Genomic DNA, 15,303 nt, shown 5'->3' on the forward strand with positions numbered 1-15,303 from the left:
AGGAATTATACCTTTCTTCGCGATAAAAATAATGGTAAATTATAGAAAAAATATACCATTATACGAGTGTCAAAAGAACTTTCTTTGTATTAGATTATTAAAAATGGTAATAAAGAATTAAAAATACATGCTGCAGAAATTTATTGACATGTTTATCATTTTTTATTTTTTTGGAAAGAAAGAATGAACCTACAATTTTTGTATTTATTATGGTTAAATAAACGAAAAAAAAGCTAATCCAATTTGGATTAGCTTTTTTTCATAATCGTTTCTTTTACGACAGTGACAGCGGGTTGATCTTTCTTATATACTCGCTGAAGTACAATAGACTGAACAATCATAAATAATCCACCTATTGACCAATAAAGAGGTAATGCAGCAGGCGCAGAGAAAGAAATGAATAAAATCATTGCTGGTGAGAGCAGGCTCATCAATTTCATTTGTTTCTGCTGTTCCTCTGGCATTTGTCTCATTGAAATGACCGATTGGAAATAATAGATGACGCCGGCGATGATTGCCATGGCGATATTCGGTTGGCCAAGGCTGAACCACAGGAAGCTATGTGTCGCAATTTCATGAGAACCTTGAATCGCATAATAAAAGCCCATTAAGATTGGCATCTGAATCAAAAGTGGAAGACAGCCCATATTTAAAGGATTGACACCATGTTTTTGATAAAGCTGCATCATTTCCTGTTGCAGAGCCTTTTGTTTTGCTGGATCCTTTGTTTCTTTAATTTTTTGTTGTATTGCTGTCATTTCTGGTTTTAGCCCATTCATTTTGGTTTTCATACTGAGCTGTGTTTTATATTGCTTGGCAGTCAATGGAAGCAAAACGAGACGTATGAAAAATGTCATCATAATGATGCTTAGACCATAGTTCCCGTTAAATAAATTTGCATTAAATTCAAGCATCTTTGTCATTGGGTTAACCAATGCAGTATGAAATGGGCCGCTTGTAGCTGCTGAACATCCTGTCAACAGGATGGTTGTTAAAAATAGAGCTGAAATAAGTAAAATATTTTTCTTTTTCAAAATAAATTCCTCCTCGAATTGTTTTTAATTAAACAATGGAAAGGAGGCTTGGCTCATCTGAATCATCAGGCGAGTCCTTTTGACGAATATAAGTGAAAAAGCGCTGTGCTCCACGCCAGTCATAAATGCTACCTGTATAAACAGGGGATTCACCATGACCTGAATGAACAGAAGCTTGATATTTATCGTTTAAGAGTGACTGCTTTTTATTTAAGAAGTAAAACGCTGCCAGTGGAAAGACAAAGGCAAACAAGTATCCTGCCCATACCGCATGGCGAACGGTTTGATAATCAAATTCTAACAATAATTCCCACATAGGAATCCCTCGTTTTTTCTAAGATAAAAAAATTGTAAGATTGGTTCTCGTCTAATAAGAGAAACGCTTTAGAGCCAAAAAGCGACTATATAATTTTTCAAAATATAAATCACTAGTAACACTATAACAAATTCTAGGCCAATAAAGCTAAAAATATAGGGATTTTTTCAAAAAAAAAACAGGTAATTTTTTCTGATATATAATTCTGGTCATTAATACATCATTAGAAAGCTGCATTAAGAGAGGTAAATAAAGCACACATGGTCATTCGTCTACATATGGATAAATGAAGTTCAAATATGAGGTGAAAAGGTATGAAATCATACGAACCATCTAATCAACAAAACGACTATAACGGTATTGAAAATAACCTTTATCCAAATGAATATACCCCATATATTGACAATGGTTTCTTGTCGGACCCATATCATTTGGGAAATCAGGTTTTAGGAGAAAGACAGCTGCCACCAGGACCACCGCAAGGAGGAGGTCAACCGCCGCCGCGGCCACCACAAGGGGGAGGAGGTCAACCGCCGCCGCGACCACCACAAGGGGGAGGAGGTCAACCGCCATCGCTACCACCACAAGGGGGAGGAGGTCAACCGCCACCGCGACCACCACAAGGGGGAGGAGGTCAACCGCCGCCGCGACCACCACAAGGGGGAGGAGGTCAACCGCCGCCGCGACCACCACAAGGAGGAGGACCTCCTCCTAAAGCGCCGCCGCTATATATTCCGCAGTTTCCTGGTGGAATGATTAAGGCCATTGACGCTGGTTCAATGAAAGGATGCTTATACCAAAATACGTATGTATGGTTAATAAATGGCCGCTCATTTTGGTTTTACCCTACCTATGTTGGCTATAATTCTGTGGCTGGATATCGATGGAGACCAAGTCAGCAACGTTGGGCCTATTATGGAACGGACGCGAGTGAAATACGCTCTTTTCAATGTTATTAAAAAAACCAATCCACAAAAGTGGATTGGTTTTTTTGTAAACTAATTTACCTATGAGGTTTAATCTATAAAATAATCTGGGAAATCGGATATGATACCATCCAATTTCATCTTCTTTAACATGTGAATTTGTTTTTTATTGTTGACGGTCCATGTAAATACTTTCATCCCTTGCTCTTGGATTCGCATTTGCAGCTTGGTACTCAAAATGGTTTGTTTTGGATTTAAAAACGAAGCAAACTCTGCTATCTCTTTCAATTTTTGATCAGAAATACGCCGCTTTATCAATACCCCGACTGGAATGTCTGGCATTAATTGATGAAACCTTTTCATGGATTCCATATCAAACGAATGAACCAGAATTCTTTTTTTATCTGATGTATAATCCTCTCTTTTGCTTAATTCTTCTGCAAGTTTTTTTTCAATTCCAGGGTAAAGAGATGGATGCTTTATTTCTATTAATATTCCAACCTCAGACCGGAAATTTTCAAATATCTCGCTAAGTAAAGGAACTCTTTCGTCCTTAAAACGAGCATGAAACCAGCTTCCAGCATCCAATTCCTTTAATTCAGCTACTGTGTAATCTCGAAGGTTTCCTTTTCCGTTTGTCGTTCGATCGAGTGTAGAATCATGATGAACCACTAGGATACCATCTTTACTAAGATGAATATCGACTTCTAGGAAATCAGCGCCCAATTCAATCGCTTTATAATAGGATGCCATCGTATTCTCAGGGCAATATCCAGATGCCCCGCGATGTCCAATCTTGAGGGGGGAATGCTGCATAGTGAAGTTGTCTGGGAAATTACTTTTCGTTTTTTTAAAGTAGAGCACCAACAGGACCAGTATAGTTACCAAGATAAGAAAAAATGCTATCACCTTGCACACTCCCTTTGCCAACATTAATCAAAACTTTTTGCAATCCTTTACCCCTATGATAAATAAAATAAAAGACCTCTGTATACTGATAACCTTTTTTAATCATGTATTTTAAGTGGTAAGAAATCATGAATTGGATTTTGCTTTCATTATGCAGCTAATTATTGTTTTTTTATCTTAAAAGGATTTTATAGGTATGTATGGAATACTTATAAATTAAGTCTATGATAAGGGGGAAGGCAGATGCAACTGCAATTGAAACCGAATTCTAAAAAATGGAAGGGGAATCTAAGTTTATATTTTTCCCTTCCAATTCTCTCTTGGGCCTTTTACGATTTTGCCAACACGATTTTTTCTTCTAATATTAATACAATTTTCTTTCCCTTCTTTCTTCAGGAACAAATCGGAGAAAATGCTGTTCTTGATCAGATTGCTAGTACCTTCATTTCTTATGCGAATGCGATTGCCAGTTTATTTCTTGTTCTGTTTTCTCCACTATTTGGTGTAATGATTGACCGAACAGGAAAGATGAAGAAATATATCATAATTTTCACATTGGTTTCAGTTGCAGCGACTTTTTTAATGGGGATTTTTGGTGGTCTATCGTTGGATGGAAATCTCCTTGGTATCCCAATTTCCTTAGTGATTGTCATTATTTTATTTGTGGTGGCAAAGTTTTTCTATCATTCAAGTCTTGTTTTCTATGATACGATGATGAGCGATCTAGGCACGAAGCAGCAATTGCCGCTAATATCTGGGTTTGGTGTCGCTGTAGGCTACATTGGAACGCTTGTCGGTCTGTCCATCTATCCATTTATTAGTAAAGGGAGTTCACATGAAGCCTTTATCCCCACCTCTATCTTATTTCTGATTTTTTCCCTTCCATTATTCTTTTTTCTAAAAGAAACGCCAAAACAGCAAAAGGTAAAACAACCTTTTTTTTCAGGTTATAAGGAAATTATAGCAACATTTAAAGAGATGAGAACTTATCAATTAGTATTTACATTTATGATTGCGTATTTTTTCTTAAATGATGCAATTGCGACAACAATTGGCATGATGGCCGTTTACGCGAAGACCGTTGTTGGATTTTCTTCAGGTGGATTCATTTTACTTTATCTGGTCTCAACGGTATCCAGTATTATTGGTTCGTTTCTATTTGGGTATATAACTCAGGCAAAGGGCCCACGGCTTGCAGTTACATACGTGGGTATTCTGCTCCTAGTCGCCTTATTTGTGGCGGTCTTTGCCCAAACGCCTCTTTGGTTCTGGATTGCAGGGAGCATGTTTGGCATTGCACTCGGGTCGATGTGGGTAACATCCCGGACATTCATTATCGAATTGACACCAGTGGAGAAAAGGGGGCAGTTTTTTGGACTCTTTGCATTCTCAGGAAAAGTTTCTTCAATAATAGGTCCTCTTATGTATGGAACAATTACGTTAATTTTCCATGACCTCGGCACATTGGCTAGCCGGATGGCATTAGGCTCACTGATTATCATGACAGTAATCGGGCTATGCTTCCTATTAAAAATGAGGAATTTAGAAGGAGTTAAATAAAAAAGAATGAGCTCAGCAAAGGCTGGGCCCATTCTTTTAAAAAAAATGAATTCTTATACCAAATTCAATGTCACGTCGAGATTCCCACGAATTGATTTTGAATAGGGACAGGTCATGTGAGCTTTTTTTGCAAAGTCTTCTGCTTCTTCCCGGCTAAGATCAGGGATGGAGATATCCAGCCTGACAGCCAATTTGAAACCACCGTCTTCTTCATCTTTCCCAATTGTGACATTTGCGGTCACAGAAGTATCAACTTTCTTTTTTGCTTTCTGCAGGACAAGATTCAATGCACTGTCAAAACAGGCAGCATATCCGGCGGCGAATAACTGTTCCGGGTTGGTTGCTTTCTCACCGGATCCACCTAATTCCTTCGGTGATCTTACATCAAAATCAAGAATACCATCCTCTGATTTCACATGTCCTTCACGACCACCGTGTACAGTAACGACAGCTGTATATAATGGTTTCAATGAAAACAACTCCTTTTTATATTCTTAAATTCTTTAGTTCCCTAATACAAGGCTTATTAAACAAAAGAATGAGAGGTGGGATAAGAATATGAACTATGTAATACTTCAAAAAAATGGTTTTAAATTGGAAGAAAATGTTTTATAATGAACTGTATTAGGAAGAGTAATACACTAAGTGCAGAGAGGGGGTTGATGATGTTCGAGTTGGATGTGCAAAGTAGAAAACCTATTTATGAGCAATTGATGGATAAGATAAAGGAACTTATGATTAATGAAGTTTTGCAAGAACATAATCAACTTCCTTCTGTTAGAATATTGGCACAGAAATTGACCATCAATCCTAATACGATTCAAAAAGCTTACAAACAGCTTGAATTGGACGGATATATTTATACATTGCCGGGCAAAGGAAACTTTGTGGCACCTCCTAAAACTTTGAAGAATTCCTTAAAAGAAGAGAAGATAAAATCCGAACTTACAAAGGTTCTTGCTGAAGCACTATATATTGGAATTGATAAAAATGAAATCTACAAGTTAGTTAAAGAAATTAGTGCTTTAGCCAAGGGGGGAGAGTCATGATTGAAATAAAACAGGTGAGTAAATTATATGAAGGAAAAGAAGCAATCAAGGATGTAACCTTGGTTATTCATGAAGGCTCAATTTTTGGGTTGTTAGGATCTAATGGTGCCGGAAAAACGACCCTTTTAAAAATGCTTTCGGGCAATTTAATTCAGGATTGCGGCGAGGTACTTATTGATCAATCTCATGTCTTTGAAAACCGAGAAGTGAAAAATCGTTGTTTCTTCCTTCCTGACACACCTTATTTCTTGGCTAACTATACTATTATGCAAATGGCAGGCTTTTATAGTCATATTTATAGTGACTGGAATCAAGAACGTTTCTATCAATTACAGGAAGTGTTTCCCATTCCCTTTCAAAATAAAATACATAAATTGTCAAAGGGGATGCAGAGACAAGTTGCTTTTTGGTTGGCTCTCTCAACCATGCCGGAAGTTCTCATTCTTGATGAACCCTTTGATGGGCTGGATCCGGTTATGCGCAAAAACGTGAAACAGTTGTTGATTCAGGATGTATCTGAACGGAAAATGACAATTTTGATTTCGTCCCACAACCTCCGGGAAATTGAAGATTTAGCCGATCATGTGGGAATATTACACAAAGGGGAACTTATTATCCAAAAAGATTTGGACGATTTAAAAGCGGATGTACATAAAGTACAGATTGCCTTCAAAAATAAGATTCCTTACGGGATTTATCGCGGAGTTCAAGTTCTTAATAAGGAGAGACGAGGCAGCGTGATTGTTTGCATTGTTAAGGGTAAGAAATCCGAGATTGAATCCCACTTTAATCAGTTTCAACCAGAAATATTCGATATGCTACCCCTTACTTTAGAGGAAATATTCATTTATGAAATGGGGGATATAGGTTATGTCATCCAGAATAACCTTGTTTAATAGAGAACTGATTATCTATATTTTCAGATGTTCCGGCTGGATAGGTTTCCTTTATTTTATCGGCCTCATCTTTGCGTTGCCTTTAGAAATTTTGACGATTGTTTTAAATGAAAATAGTGAATATGTAAAATTCGAAAATCTTTTTTCCAGTCAGCAGATGATACAATTCGTCTTAGTCATAGTAATCCCAGTGTTGCTTGCCATCTTCCTATTTCGGTTTTTGCAGATAAAACAGGCTTCGGACTTTATACATAGTTTACCGATTACTAGACGCAGCATTTATTTTCATATGATTGGAACGGGAATTGGCTTTATTATACTGCCTATTTTACTTACAGGCTTAATATTGATATTGTTCCACTCGGCAATAGATGTAGAGAGGTTGTATACCCTTGCAGATATTTGGTCCTGGATGGGAATTACATTTTTCATGGAAGCAATGATCTTTTCTGTGGCTGTTTTAGTGGGAATGGTTACGGGATTATCTGCCTTGCAAGGCCTACTAACTTATATCTTGCTTGCTTTGCCGGTTGGCTTATTTGTTTTGTTTGTTGCTAATGTGAAGTTTTTGCTAGCGGGATTTTCTGCAGATTATTATTTAAGTGCCAATATCAATAGCATTTCTCCATTATTAGCTGCAACCGAGATGGAAAAAATGGAATTTTTCTCGGTTAATATATTAATCTATGGACTATTAATCTTGCTTTTTCTACTGATTTCGCTGTTTCTCTATGAGCGGAGAAAGTTGGAGCATGTCTCACAGGCATTTGTTTTTCCTATGATAAAACCGCTATTTAAGTTCGGATTGACGATAAGCATGATGTTGTTTACAGGATTTTATTTTAGCGAAACTACAGGGAAACTAGGATGGATATTTTTCGGCTATATTGTCGGATCATTGATTGGATATTATCTAGGTGAAATCGTCCTGCAAAAGACATGGCGAATCCGTGTCAATTTGAAAGGATTTGTATCATTTGCGGCGGTTATTATTTTGCTTGCTGTCATCCTAAAATTAGATCTTGTTCATTATGAGTCAAAGGTTCCTGATATAAAGATGATTAACCAAATTTATATTGGAAACAATTCCCTACTCTATTATGAGGATGACTCTTCAAATGGTGAGTTCACTTATTTGAAAGAAAAAGAAAATATAGAAGCGCTGAGGTTATTGCATCAGCAAATTATCGAAAAAGGTAAAAAGGCTTCCATTGGTGATTTAAATATAAATCACTCTGTATTTCTTATGTATGAACTTAAGAATGGAAAACGAATAGCAAGAGAGTATCATTTGCAAAACTACGATTCATACCTGCCACTACTGGAGAAAATCTATGAGTCTAGTGAATATAAAAAAACCGTTAATGAGTTATTAAATGTGTCAACTGAGGATGTTTCTAAAATCAATATAACTGCGAGTGGAGAATTGGACAAATCTGTAAACATTACGGATAGTCAGGAGCTTAAAGAAGCGGTACAGGCATTATCGGAAGACCTGAAAAATCAGTCGCTGGCTCAAATGACAAATTCTATTGGAGATTATGCGTCTATTGACATTCTTTTGAAGAATAACAATATTATTTATTTGAATTGGGATTCTTCTTTTACTCAGTTTTCGAATTGGATGGAACAAACTGGGCAAGTAAAAGAGGCTAGGTTAACGGCTGATGAGATCTCTTATATTCTTGTAGCAAAGAGTGATCCACAAATTGTTAATTCGATTTCTGAAAGTGAACTTGTACAGCGAATTGAAAAGCAGTCAAATCGCTTAAAGCTTGATCAGACCTCGGAAATCGAGTCGGCAATTGATAACGCTCAAAACGATTGGGGGGGAGATTATTTAGCTGCCTTTTATTATAAAGATAGCAGAAATATTGATATCAAGAGCTTTTCTGGTGATCATGTTCCCGGCTTTATTTTGGAGCACTTTAACGAATGAGAGGCGAGGAGGAACGAGTGTGAAAGAAAAGCGTTATTGCCAAACGGAAGATTTCACTTTGGTTTATCAATCCTTTTAAAAGCGGATTTATTATATAGCCTTAGCGATTATTAAATGTCCTTTTCTGGCAGAGGATATTACCCAAGAAACCTATATAAAAGCCTATAATAAACTTCATACGATCAACAATAGGGAGAAGATAGGAGCATGGCTAGCATGCATCGCTACGAGAACAGCAATTGATTTTTCCCGTAAGCAAAAAAGGGGATGCCAATTAATTCAGCAGGAGATGGTGGATTGGGTAGAGAGTCAGGCATGCAGACAAGTGGTAGAGGAGAACGGTATTGATATTTGGACATTAAAAGAAGATGTCTCCAATCTCTTATGTAAATTGACTCAAAAACAAAGGGAGATATTGCTGTTGAAGGTAAATGGAGGATTAAAAGAACGTGAAATTGCCTCTATACTTGAGATAAATCAAGCAACTGTCAAAGTTAATCTATTTCGGGCTAGAAAACAATTGAAGTACGCATTACAAATGCAGGCAGTTGCTTAAAAAGGAATGGATGCCGTCCAGGGCGGCATCCTTTTGCATATGGCTTCTATTCTTTATAGTTTAATGACGTTCTTAGCTTGAGATCCGCGATTTCCTTCTTCAATTTCAAATTGTACTTCTTGACCTTCATCAAGAGTCTTGAAACCATCGCCCTGAATAGCGGAAAAATGTACGAATACATCATCTTCGTTTGGTACTTCGATAAATCCAAACCCTTTGTCACTGTTAAACCATTTTACTTTACCTGTTACTGTCATTCGATGAATCCTCCTAATAATTTTAAAAATATATTAATGGTGACTGTTTTTCCTTGCAGGAAAAAATCAATTTCACACATTATCAAATACCCTCATTTAAGTTGAAATATCATACGAAGATGCTTGATAATATGTGAATCTTTACCGGAAGTATTTGGCTGGGGTGTTCTATATCGGAACCCTTTGGAATAATTTCCAGTTTTTCGGTATATACCCACCTTTATAAAGGATAAAACAAGAGGATGTAATTTATACATATTCATTTGGGGAAATTAATATTATGGTTGTTTTATGAAGGAGAGGTCCAATCCTAATGATGAGGAGGATTATATTGAACTATGAGGTGCTTGGCAATGATATGAATCTAAGCTTTCCTTAGTCCTGGCGTGAAAAAATTCACGTTAAAATGGTGTAAGCAAAAGCTAGTATTGATTTACTAAAGCTGAAAATAGAAAAATAACTCTTGGAATCAAAGTTTTTTAAAAAGATATTCGGGTATAGGATAAGAAAGAAAGGACTGATCAATAATGAAGAAATTATTAAAAAGAGCTGTCATTTTTGCTGCTCCTATAATATTCAGACAAGTAAAGAAACGTTGGAAAAACAAACGTAATCAAAAAGCAATGAAGACAGCAAGATAAGTTGGTTAAACTATGAGTAAATGAACGATAACCATATGAACTTGGATAAGAGGCGCTGATATAGCGTCTTTTGTTTTGCTATAATATCAAATCCGCTTAAGGTGATTCATTCACCTCTACATCTTTCCTTCATATCGTGTTAAAATAGTAAGGTTGATTGAAATGAATGCTGAGTAGCCAAGGCTTAAGCCTTATGATATATTTTTTCATACATATATTGTGTATGTTGGTTTACATACAAAGAAAGGTTGACATTCCAATGTGAAAAATCTAATTAGCCTTCCTATAAATATATTTAGTGATGACTCCAATAATGAAAGGAACATTTTATGACTACATTAAAAGACGAGGTTCAATCCCGACGGACCTTCGCAATTATCTCCCACCCGGATGCCGGGAAAACAACTTTGACAGAAAAATTATTGCTGTTTGGTGGCGCCATTCGTGATGCCGGGACAGTTAAAGCTAGAAAAACAGGGAAATATGCAACAAGTGATTGGATGGAGATTGAAAAGCAACGGGGAATTTCCGTTACATCTTCAGTCATGCAGTTTGATTATGATGATTTCCGTGTGAATATCCTCGATACACCAGGTCACCAAGATTTCAGTGAAGACACATATCGTACATTAATGGCTGTTGACAGCGCAGTGATGATTATCGATTCGGCAAAAGGGATCGAGGATCAGACGGTTAAATTATTCAAAGTGTGCCGGATGAGAGGAATTCCGATTTTTACATTTATAAACAAAATGGACCGCCAAGGGAAAATGCCGCTCGAATTGCTTGCTGAACTTGAAGAAGTACTGGGCATTGAAACATACCCAATGAACTGGCCAATTGGGATGGGAAAAGATTTTGTCGGCATTTACGACAGGTTTAATAATCGGATCGAACAGTTCAAAACAGAAGGCGATGAGCGCTTCCTTCCATTGAATGACGAGGGTGAACTCGAGGTGGATCATGAACTAAAAGATTCACAGTTGTATGAGCAAACTTTAGAAGAAATTATGCTGTTGACGGAAGCGGGGAACCAATTCTCTGAAGAAAACATTGCGAATGGTAAACTTAGCCCTGTATTTTTCGGAAGTGCTTTAACAACATTTGGGGTTCAGACGTTTTTGGATGCTTATCTTCAGTTTGCACCTGCTCCTCAAGCCCGTATGACAACTTCAGGTGAAATGAGTCCTGTCAGCAATGATTTTTCAGGTTTCATTTTCAAGATTCAAGCGAATATGAACCCAAAACACCGTGATCGGATTGCTTTTCTTCGTATCTGTTCTGGTAAATTTGAGCGTGGAATGAGTGTAAACTTGAGCAGAACAGGTAAACCAATTAATCTTTCTTCTTCAACTCAATTCATGGCTGATGATCGGAACACGGTAAATGAAGCAGTAAGCGGAGATATTATTGGTTTGTATGATACCGGGAACTACCAAATTGGTGATACAATAACGACAAGTAAAGATATGTTTCAGTTTGAACGGTTACCTCAGTTTACCCCAGAACTATTCATGCGGGTAACAGCTAAAAACGTTATGAAACAGAAGCATTTCCATAAAGGAATTAACCAACTAGTACAAGAAGGGGCCATTCAGCTCTTCAAAACAGTTCGGATGGAAGAATATCTGCTTGGTGCGGTTGGTCAGCTTCAATTTGAAGTATTTGAACATCGGATGAGAAATGAGTACAATGTTGAGGTCATGATGGAGCGTATGGGTAGTAAAATCACTCGCTGGGCCGAAGATGAAAAGCTTGATGAAAACCTTCACAGCTCAAGAAGCATACTAGTTAAAGACCGTTTTGAAAAATATGCATTCCTGTTTGAAAATGAGTTTGCACTTCGTTGGTTCCAGGATAAAAATCCTGACGTGGAATTATATAATCCAATGGATTTGAAATAATGGAGAAGCCCGTGGTATATACACGGGCTTTTTTTCATTATCTGGAGCATTATTAAATATCGAAAGATTTTTTGATAGTAGCTTAGCCAAGTATCCATAGCTGTATTTACCTGTTCTTATGTGAAATTACCTAAAGAGCAGATTAATGGAGGACTTCATGATCAATAATTTATGTATCTCGTGAGAACTGATATTCAATTTTATGAGAAAAGTTCTTTGTATCAGGGGAGTCTTTAATGAATGGAAATGGTTGGTAAAGGTGAACTTGGAAGCTGATTCTGTCAGTCGTTGGGAATGTGGGGTAATTTCCCTTGTTATCTTAGGATATTTATGAACCTGTACTAATCGAAGTATGGGTTTCGTTTTGTGGAAAAAGGAAATGTCGAATCTATTAAGTATCGAATTCTACTAAGAAAGATTATTATTCCTTTGACAATCTTAAGAAACTCATTTATATTAATCTAGTGCTTTAGTACTTAAAAGCGTTTCAGCAATTGTGAGGGATAGAAGGTCCATCCTTATCTCATAGAATATACAACATGAAAGCGGGGAAATATATTATGCGTCTGGAAGATGCAAAGCTAAAACTTTCTTTACCTGAAGCACTTGGAGTTTTGGCTTTTTTATTCTTAATTATTGCAACAGGTATTATACATTATGGACTTGCCCCCCATATTCCAATTATAGCGGCTATTCTTTTCTTATTTGTTTATGGAAAGATCAAGAAGCTGCCATTTTCGATTATGGAGGCGGCTATCGTCAAAGGTGCAGTTTCTGGTATGGGAGCTATCTATATATTCTTTTTCATTGGAATGCTAATTTCGATCTGGATGGCAAGCGGGACGATCCCTACCATCATGTACTATGGGTTTGACTGGATTTCTGGTGAATATTTCTATGCGGTCACATTTCTGGTGTGTTCGCTAATTGGGCTCTGTATCGGGAGTTCACTTACAACATCAGCCACGATCGGAGTTGCTTTCATAGGTATAGCGACGGCGATGGATTTATCGTTGGCGATTACAGCCGGTGCAATCATTTCCGGTGCATTTCTTGGGGATAAAATGTCTCCATTATCCGACTCGACCAATCTTGCTTCGGGAACGGCTGGAGTGCCATTATTTGAACATATTAATAATATGCTGTGGACAACGATTCCAGGTTTTTTAATATCTCTGATCATCTTTTACTTCCTTTCACCGAATGTCAAACTGGCTCGTGTTGAGGAGATTGAAGCCATGACCAAAGCCTTGGAAATGGAAACGAACATTAGCATATGGAGTTTGATTCCGTTTGTCATCGTTCTAGTCATGGCTTTGAAAAAGGTGTCGGCGATTCCGACATTGTCAGCAGGAATCGTTTCGGCGGCTGTCATTGCTTTCATACAAACGCCAAGTTTGACGGTTGCAAAACTAGCAGATATTTTATACGGCGGCTTTGTACTTAAGAGTGGAATGGATCAACTTGACTCAATCCTATCGCGGGGCGGCATTGAAAGTATGATGTTCTCCGTTTCGATGGTGTTATTGGCATTGGCGATGGGCGGACTATTGTTTGAATTAGGAGTCATCCCTTCTATTTTAAATGCGGTCCAGGATTCATTGACGAGTGTAGCGAAAGTGATTTCCGCTACCGTATTTGCAGGTGTCGGCGTGAATTTCCTAGTGGGGGAACAGTATTTGTCTGTTATACTGCCTGGGAAAGCCTTTCAGCAGAAATATGAAGATTTAGGCTTGCAGCCAAAAACGCTTGGGAGGGTACTTGAAGATGCGGGAACGGTTGTAAATCCTCTGGTTCCTTGGGGTGTCTGCGGTGTATTCTTGACACAGGTATTGGGTGTTTCAACCCTTGAATATGCCCCATTTGCCTTCTTCTGTTTGCTTTGTCCTTTACTTAGTTTAATTGCTGGGTTTACGAAAATCGGGATACACTATAAGTAAAAAAACAGGCGGTCGATTTCGACCGCCTGTTTTTTTGCTTGAATTTGATTCCAGGTTATTTTAATAACAGATAAAGCAGTCTTCTATAATTAGCTAAAATGCTGTAAATTAAAAACCCCCAACATACTGAAAAACAGAATGCCAGGGGTAAAAAACTCAAGTTTTATTTTGAGGATGCAATCTCTTCTTTTGGAATGGAAGTAATCGATTCTTTCTGTTCAAGTATATTCATTCGCATTACGACATTTTGGAATATGCCCATTGAAATCATAAGCAGTAGTAAGGAAGAACCTCCGTAGCTGATAAATGGGAGGGTAATCCCGGTAATTGGAATGAGCCCAGTCACCCCGCCAACGTTGATGCCTACTTGAATGCCAATCATGGATGAAATGCCGATTAATAACAGGCTTCCGAATGGATCTTTGCATTTGGCAGAGAGCACAAAACCTCTCAAGACAATAAAACCGAGTGTCAATAGAACGAAAGCTACTCCGAATATTCCGAGCTCTTCCGCAATTATGGCCATAATAAAATCTGTATGTGATTCAGGCAGGTACCCGTATTTTTGTACACTGTCCCCGAGTCCGACACCTGTAACGCCGCCTGAACCTATTGCGAACAATGAATTCACGAGCTGATATCCGTCTCCTCCTGCTGTACCAAAAGGGTCTGCAAAGCCGGTAAAACGAGACACTTTATTTTCAGATAAAACGGATGAGAAATTACCTGTCACAAGAACTCCTAAAGCAAAAATAGCAACGAACACTAGTGTTATTAAAGAGAGTTTGAAAATACTTTTAAAAGACATGCCAGAGGAAATGATCATGGTACTTGAAATTAGGAAAATGACGGCTGCCGTTCCATAGTCCGGTTGTATCCCGATTAAAAAACAAATAAATACGAGAAAGAAAATCGGAGGAATAACAGCTTTATCAATACTATTGATTCGATCCTGTCTTTTTCCGTAAATGGCTGCCAGGTAAATAATCATGGCTAGCTTTGAAAATTCTGCGGGCTGAATAGATTTTGAACCTACCTTAAACCAACTTGTGGCATTTCCTGCAGTATGACCAAAGATGAAGAGCATCAAAAGGATACCGGCCATTCCAAACATCATTAACATTAAAAAGTTTTTGTTTTTGTACATCTTATAAGGAAGAATCATCGTCACAATCATTGCTAAGAATGAGATGATAAAGGCCATTTTTTGTTTCTCAAAGAAGAAATCCATGGACTGGTGGTATCGAGCAACTGCAGTAATCATGCTCGCACTATAAATCATGACTAAACCAAATAGACAGAGTAATACGACAGCGATAAAAATAGGGAAGTCGTATGCTTTAATAATTCTTTTCACTTGTGCGCTCACCTCAAAT

14 protein-coding genes are annotated in these 15,303 nt (G+C 37.7%); 8 read left to right on the plus strand and 6 right to left on the minus strand.

Annotated features, from left to right (window positions below):
- Window positions 1-248 precede the first annotated feature (248 nt).
- Both yidC and AKG34_RS05170 read right to left on the minus strand, forming a co-directional pair.
- Window positions 249-1,034, minus strand: a complete 786-nt coding sequence (gene yidC / locus AKG34_RS05165) for a membrane protein insertase YidC (protein WP_053345091.1) — start codon at window positions 1,032-1,034, stop codon at window positions 249-251.
- 28 nt (window positions 1,035-1,062) lie between these two features.
- A complete protein-coding gene (locus AKG34_RS05170) occupies window positions 1,063-1,350 on the minus strand; it encodes a hypothetical protein (protein WP_053345092.1) in 288 nt (95 codons plus the stop codon).
- Between the two features lie 314 nt (window positions 1,351-1,664).
- Between AKG34_RS05170 and AKG34_RS28610 the strand changes: the two genes are divergently transcribed.
- On the plus strand, window positions 1,665-2,309 hold the full coding sequence (locus AKG34_RS28610) for a transporter (protein ID WP_236694874.1): 645 nt from the start codon (window positions 1,665-1,667) through the stop codon (window positions 2,307-2,309).
- A 57-nt stretch (window positions 2,310-2,366) separates the two neighbouring features.
- On the opposite strand, the gene AKG34_RS05180 is transcribed toward AKG34_RS28610, so the two are convergent.
- Complete coding sequence (locus tag AKG34_RS05180) at window positions 2,367-3,185, minus strand: glycerophosphodiester phosphodiesterase (protein WP_053345093.1); 819 nt, start codon at window positions 3,183-3,185, stop codon at window positions 2,367-2,369.
- 243 nt (window positions 3,186-3,428) lie between these two features.
- Between AKG34_RS05180 and AKG34_RS05185 the strand changes: the two genes are divergently transcribed.
- A complete protein-coding gene (locus AKG34_RS05185; RefSeq protein ID WP_180320458.1) occupies window positions 3,429-4,745 on the plus strand; it encodes an MFS transporter in 1,317 nt (438 codons plus the stop codon).
- Window positions 4,746-4,798: 53 nt separating this feature from the next.
- Here the strand turns inward: AKG34_RS05185 and AKG34_RS05190 are convergent, their stop codons facing one another.
- The gene (locus AKG34_RS05190; RefSeq protein ID WP_053345094.1) at window positions 4,799-5,215 is read right to left on the minus strand and encodes an organic hydroperoxide resistance protein; all 417 of its coding nucleotides are present in this window, start codon (window positions 5,213-5,215) and stop codon (window positions 4,799-4,801) included.
- Window positions 5,216-5,410: 195 nt separating this feature from the next.
- On the opposite strand from AKG34_RS05190, the gene AKG34_RS05195 reads away from it, so the two are divergent.
- From AKG34_RS05195 to AKG34_RS26560, 4 genes are all read left to right on the plus strand, one after another.
- A complete protein-coding gene (locus AKG34_RS05195; RefSeq protein ID WP_053345095.1) occupies window positions 5,411-5,794 on the plus strand; it encodes a GntR family transcriptional regulator in 384 nt (127 codons plus the stop codon).
- Complete coding sequence (locus tag AKG34_RS05200; RefSeq protein WP_053345096.1) at window positions 5,791-6,690, plus strand: ABC transporter ATP-binding protein; 900 nt, start codon at window positions 5,791-5,793, stop codon at window positions 6,688-6,690. The genes AKG34_RS05195 and AKG34_RS05200 overlap by 4 nt, the downstream gene beginning before the upstream one ends.
- Window positions 6,665-8,629, plus strand: a complete 1,965-nt coding sequence (locus AKG34_RS05205; protein WP_053345097.1) for a DUF6449 domain-containing protein — start codon at window positions 6,665-6,667, stop codon at window positions 8,627-8,629. The genes AKG34_RS05200 and AKG34_RS05205 overlap by 26 nt, the downstream gene beginning before the upstream one ends.
- A gap of 94 nt (window positions 8,630-8,723) precedes the next feature.
- A complete protein-coding gene (locus AKG34_RS26560) occupies window positions 8,724-9,185 on the plus strand; it encodes an RNA polymerase sigma factor (protein WP_269083751.1) in 462 nt (153 codons plus the stop codon).
- Window positions 9,186-9,238: 53 nt separating this feature from the next.
- Here the strand turns inward: AKG34_RS26560 and AKG34_RS05215 are convergent, their stop codons facing one another.
- A complete protein-coding gene (locus tag AKG34_RS05215; RefSeq protein ID WP_053345099.1) occupies window positions 9,239-9,442 on the minus strand; it encodes a cold-shock protein in 204 nt (67 codons plus the stop codon).
- A gap of 970 nt (window positions 9,443-10,412) precedes the next feature.
- On the opposite strand from AKG34_RS05215, the gene AKG34_RS05220 reads away from it, so the two are divergent.
- Both AKG34_RS05220 and nhaC read left to right on the plus strand, forming a co-directional pair.
- Complete coding sequence (locus AKG34_RS05220; RefSeq protein ID WP_053345100.1) at window positions 10,413-11,987, plus strand: peptide chain release factor 3; 1,575 nt, start codon at window positions 10,413-10,415, stop codon at window positions 11,985-11,987.
- Between the two features lie 560 nt (window positions 11,988-12,547).
- Window positions 12,548-13,927, plus strand: coding sequence for a Na+/H+ antiporter NhaC (gene nhaC / locus AKG34_RS05225; protein ID WP_053345101.1), 1,380 nt, complete (start codon window positions 12,548-12,550; stop codon window positions 13,925-13,927).
- A gap of 163 nt (window positions 13,928-14,090) precedes the next feature.
- On the opposite strand, the gene AKG34_RS05230 is transcribed toward nhaC, so the two are convergent.
- Window positions 14,091-15,284: an FtsW/RodA/SpoVE family cell cycle protein gene (locus AKG34_RS05230; RefSeq protein ID WP_053345102.1), complete on the minus strand. Its 1,194-nt coding sequence runs from the start codon at window positions 15,282-15,284 to the stop codon at window positions 14,091-14,093.
- Window positions 15,285-15,303 lie beyond the last annotated feature (19 nt).

Origin of the sequence: Peribacillus butanolivorans (assembly GCF_001273755.1) — a bacterium.
GTDB lineage: Bacteria > Bacillota > Bacilli > Bacillales > DSM-1321 > Peribacillus > Peribacillus butanolivorans.

Coding starts and splice junctions, on each gene's coding strand:
- AKG34_RS05170 (WP_053345092.1), bottom strand. CDS start 1,350: ATGTGGGAATTATTGTTAGAATTTGATTATCAAACCGTTCGCCATGCG.
- AKG34_RS28610 (WP_236694874.1), top strand. CDS start 1,665: ATGAAATCATACGAACCATCTAATCAACAAAACGACTATAACGGTATT.
- AKG34_RS05185 (WP_180320458.1), top strand. CDS start 3,429: ATGCAACTGCAATTGAAACCGAATTCTAAAAAATGGAAGGGGAATCTA.
- AKG34_RS05195 (WP_053345095.1), top strand. CDS start 5,411: ATGTTCGAGTTGGATGTGCAAAGTAGAAAACCTATTTATGAGCAATTG.
- AKG34_RS05200 (WP_053345096.1), top strand. CDS start 5,791: ATGATTGAAATAAAACAGGTGAGTAAATTATATGAAGGAAAAGAAGCA.
- AKG34_RS05205 (WP_053345097.1), top strand. CDS start 6,665: ATGTCATCCAGAATAACCTTGTTTAATAGAGAACTGATTATCTATATT.
- AKG34_RS05215 (WP_053345099.1), bottom strand. CDS start 9,442: ATGACAGTAACAGGTAAAGTAAAATGGTTTAACAGTGACAAAGGGTTT.
- AKG34_RS05220 (WP_053345100.1), top strand. CDS start 10,413: ATGACTACATTAAAAGACGAGGTTCAATCCCGACGGACCTTCGCAATT.
- nhaC (WP_053345101.1), top strand. CDS start 12,548: ATGCGTCTGGAAGATGCAAAGCTAAAACTTTCTTTACCTGAAGCACTT.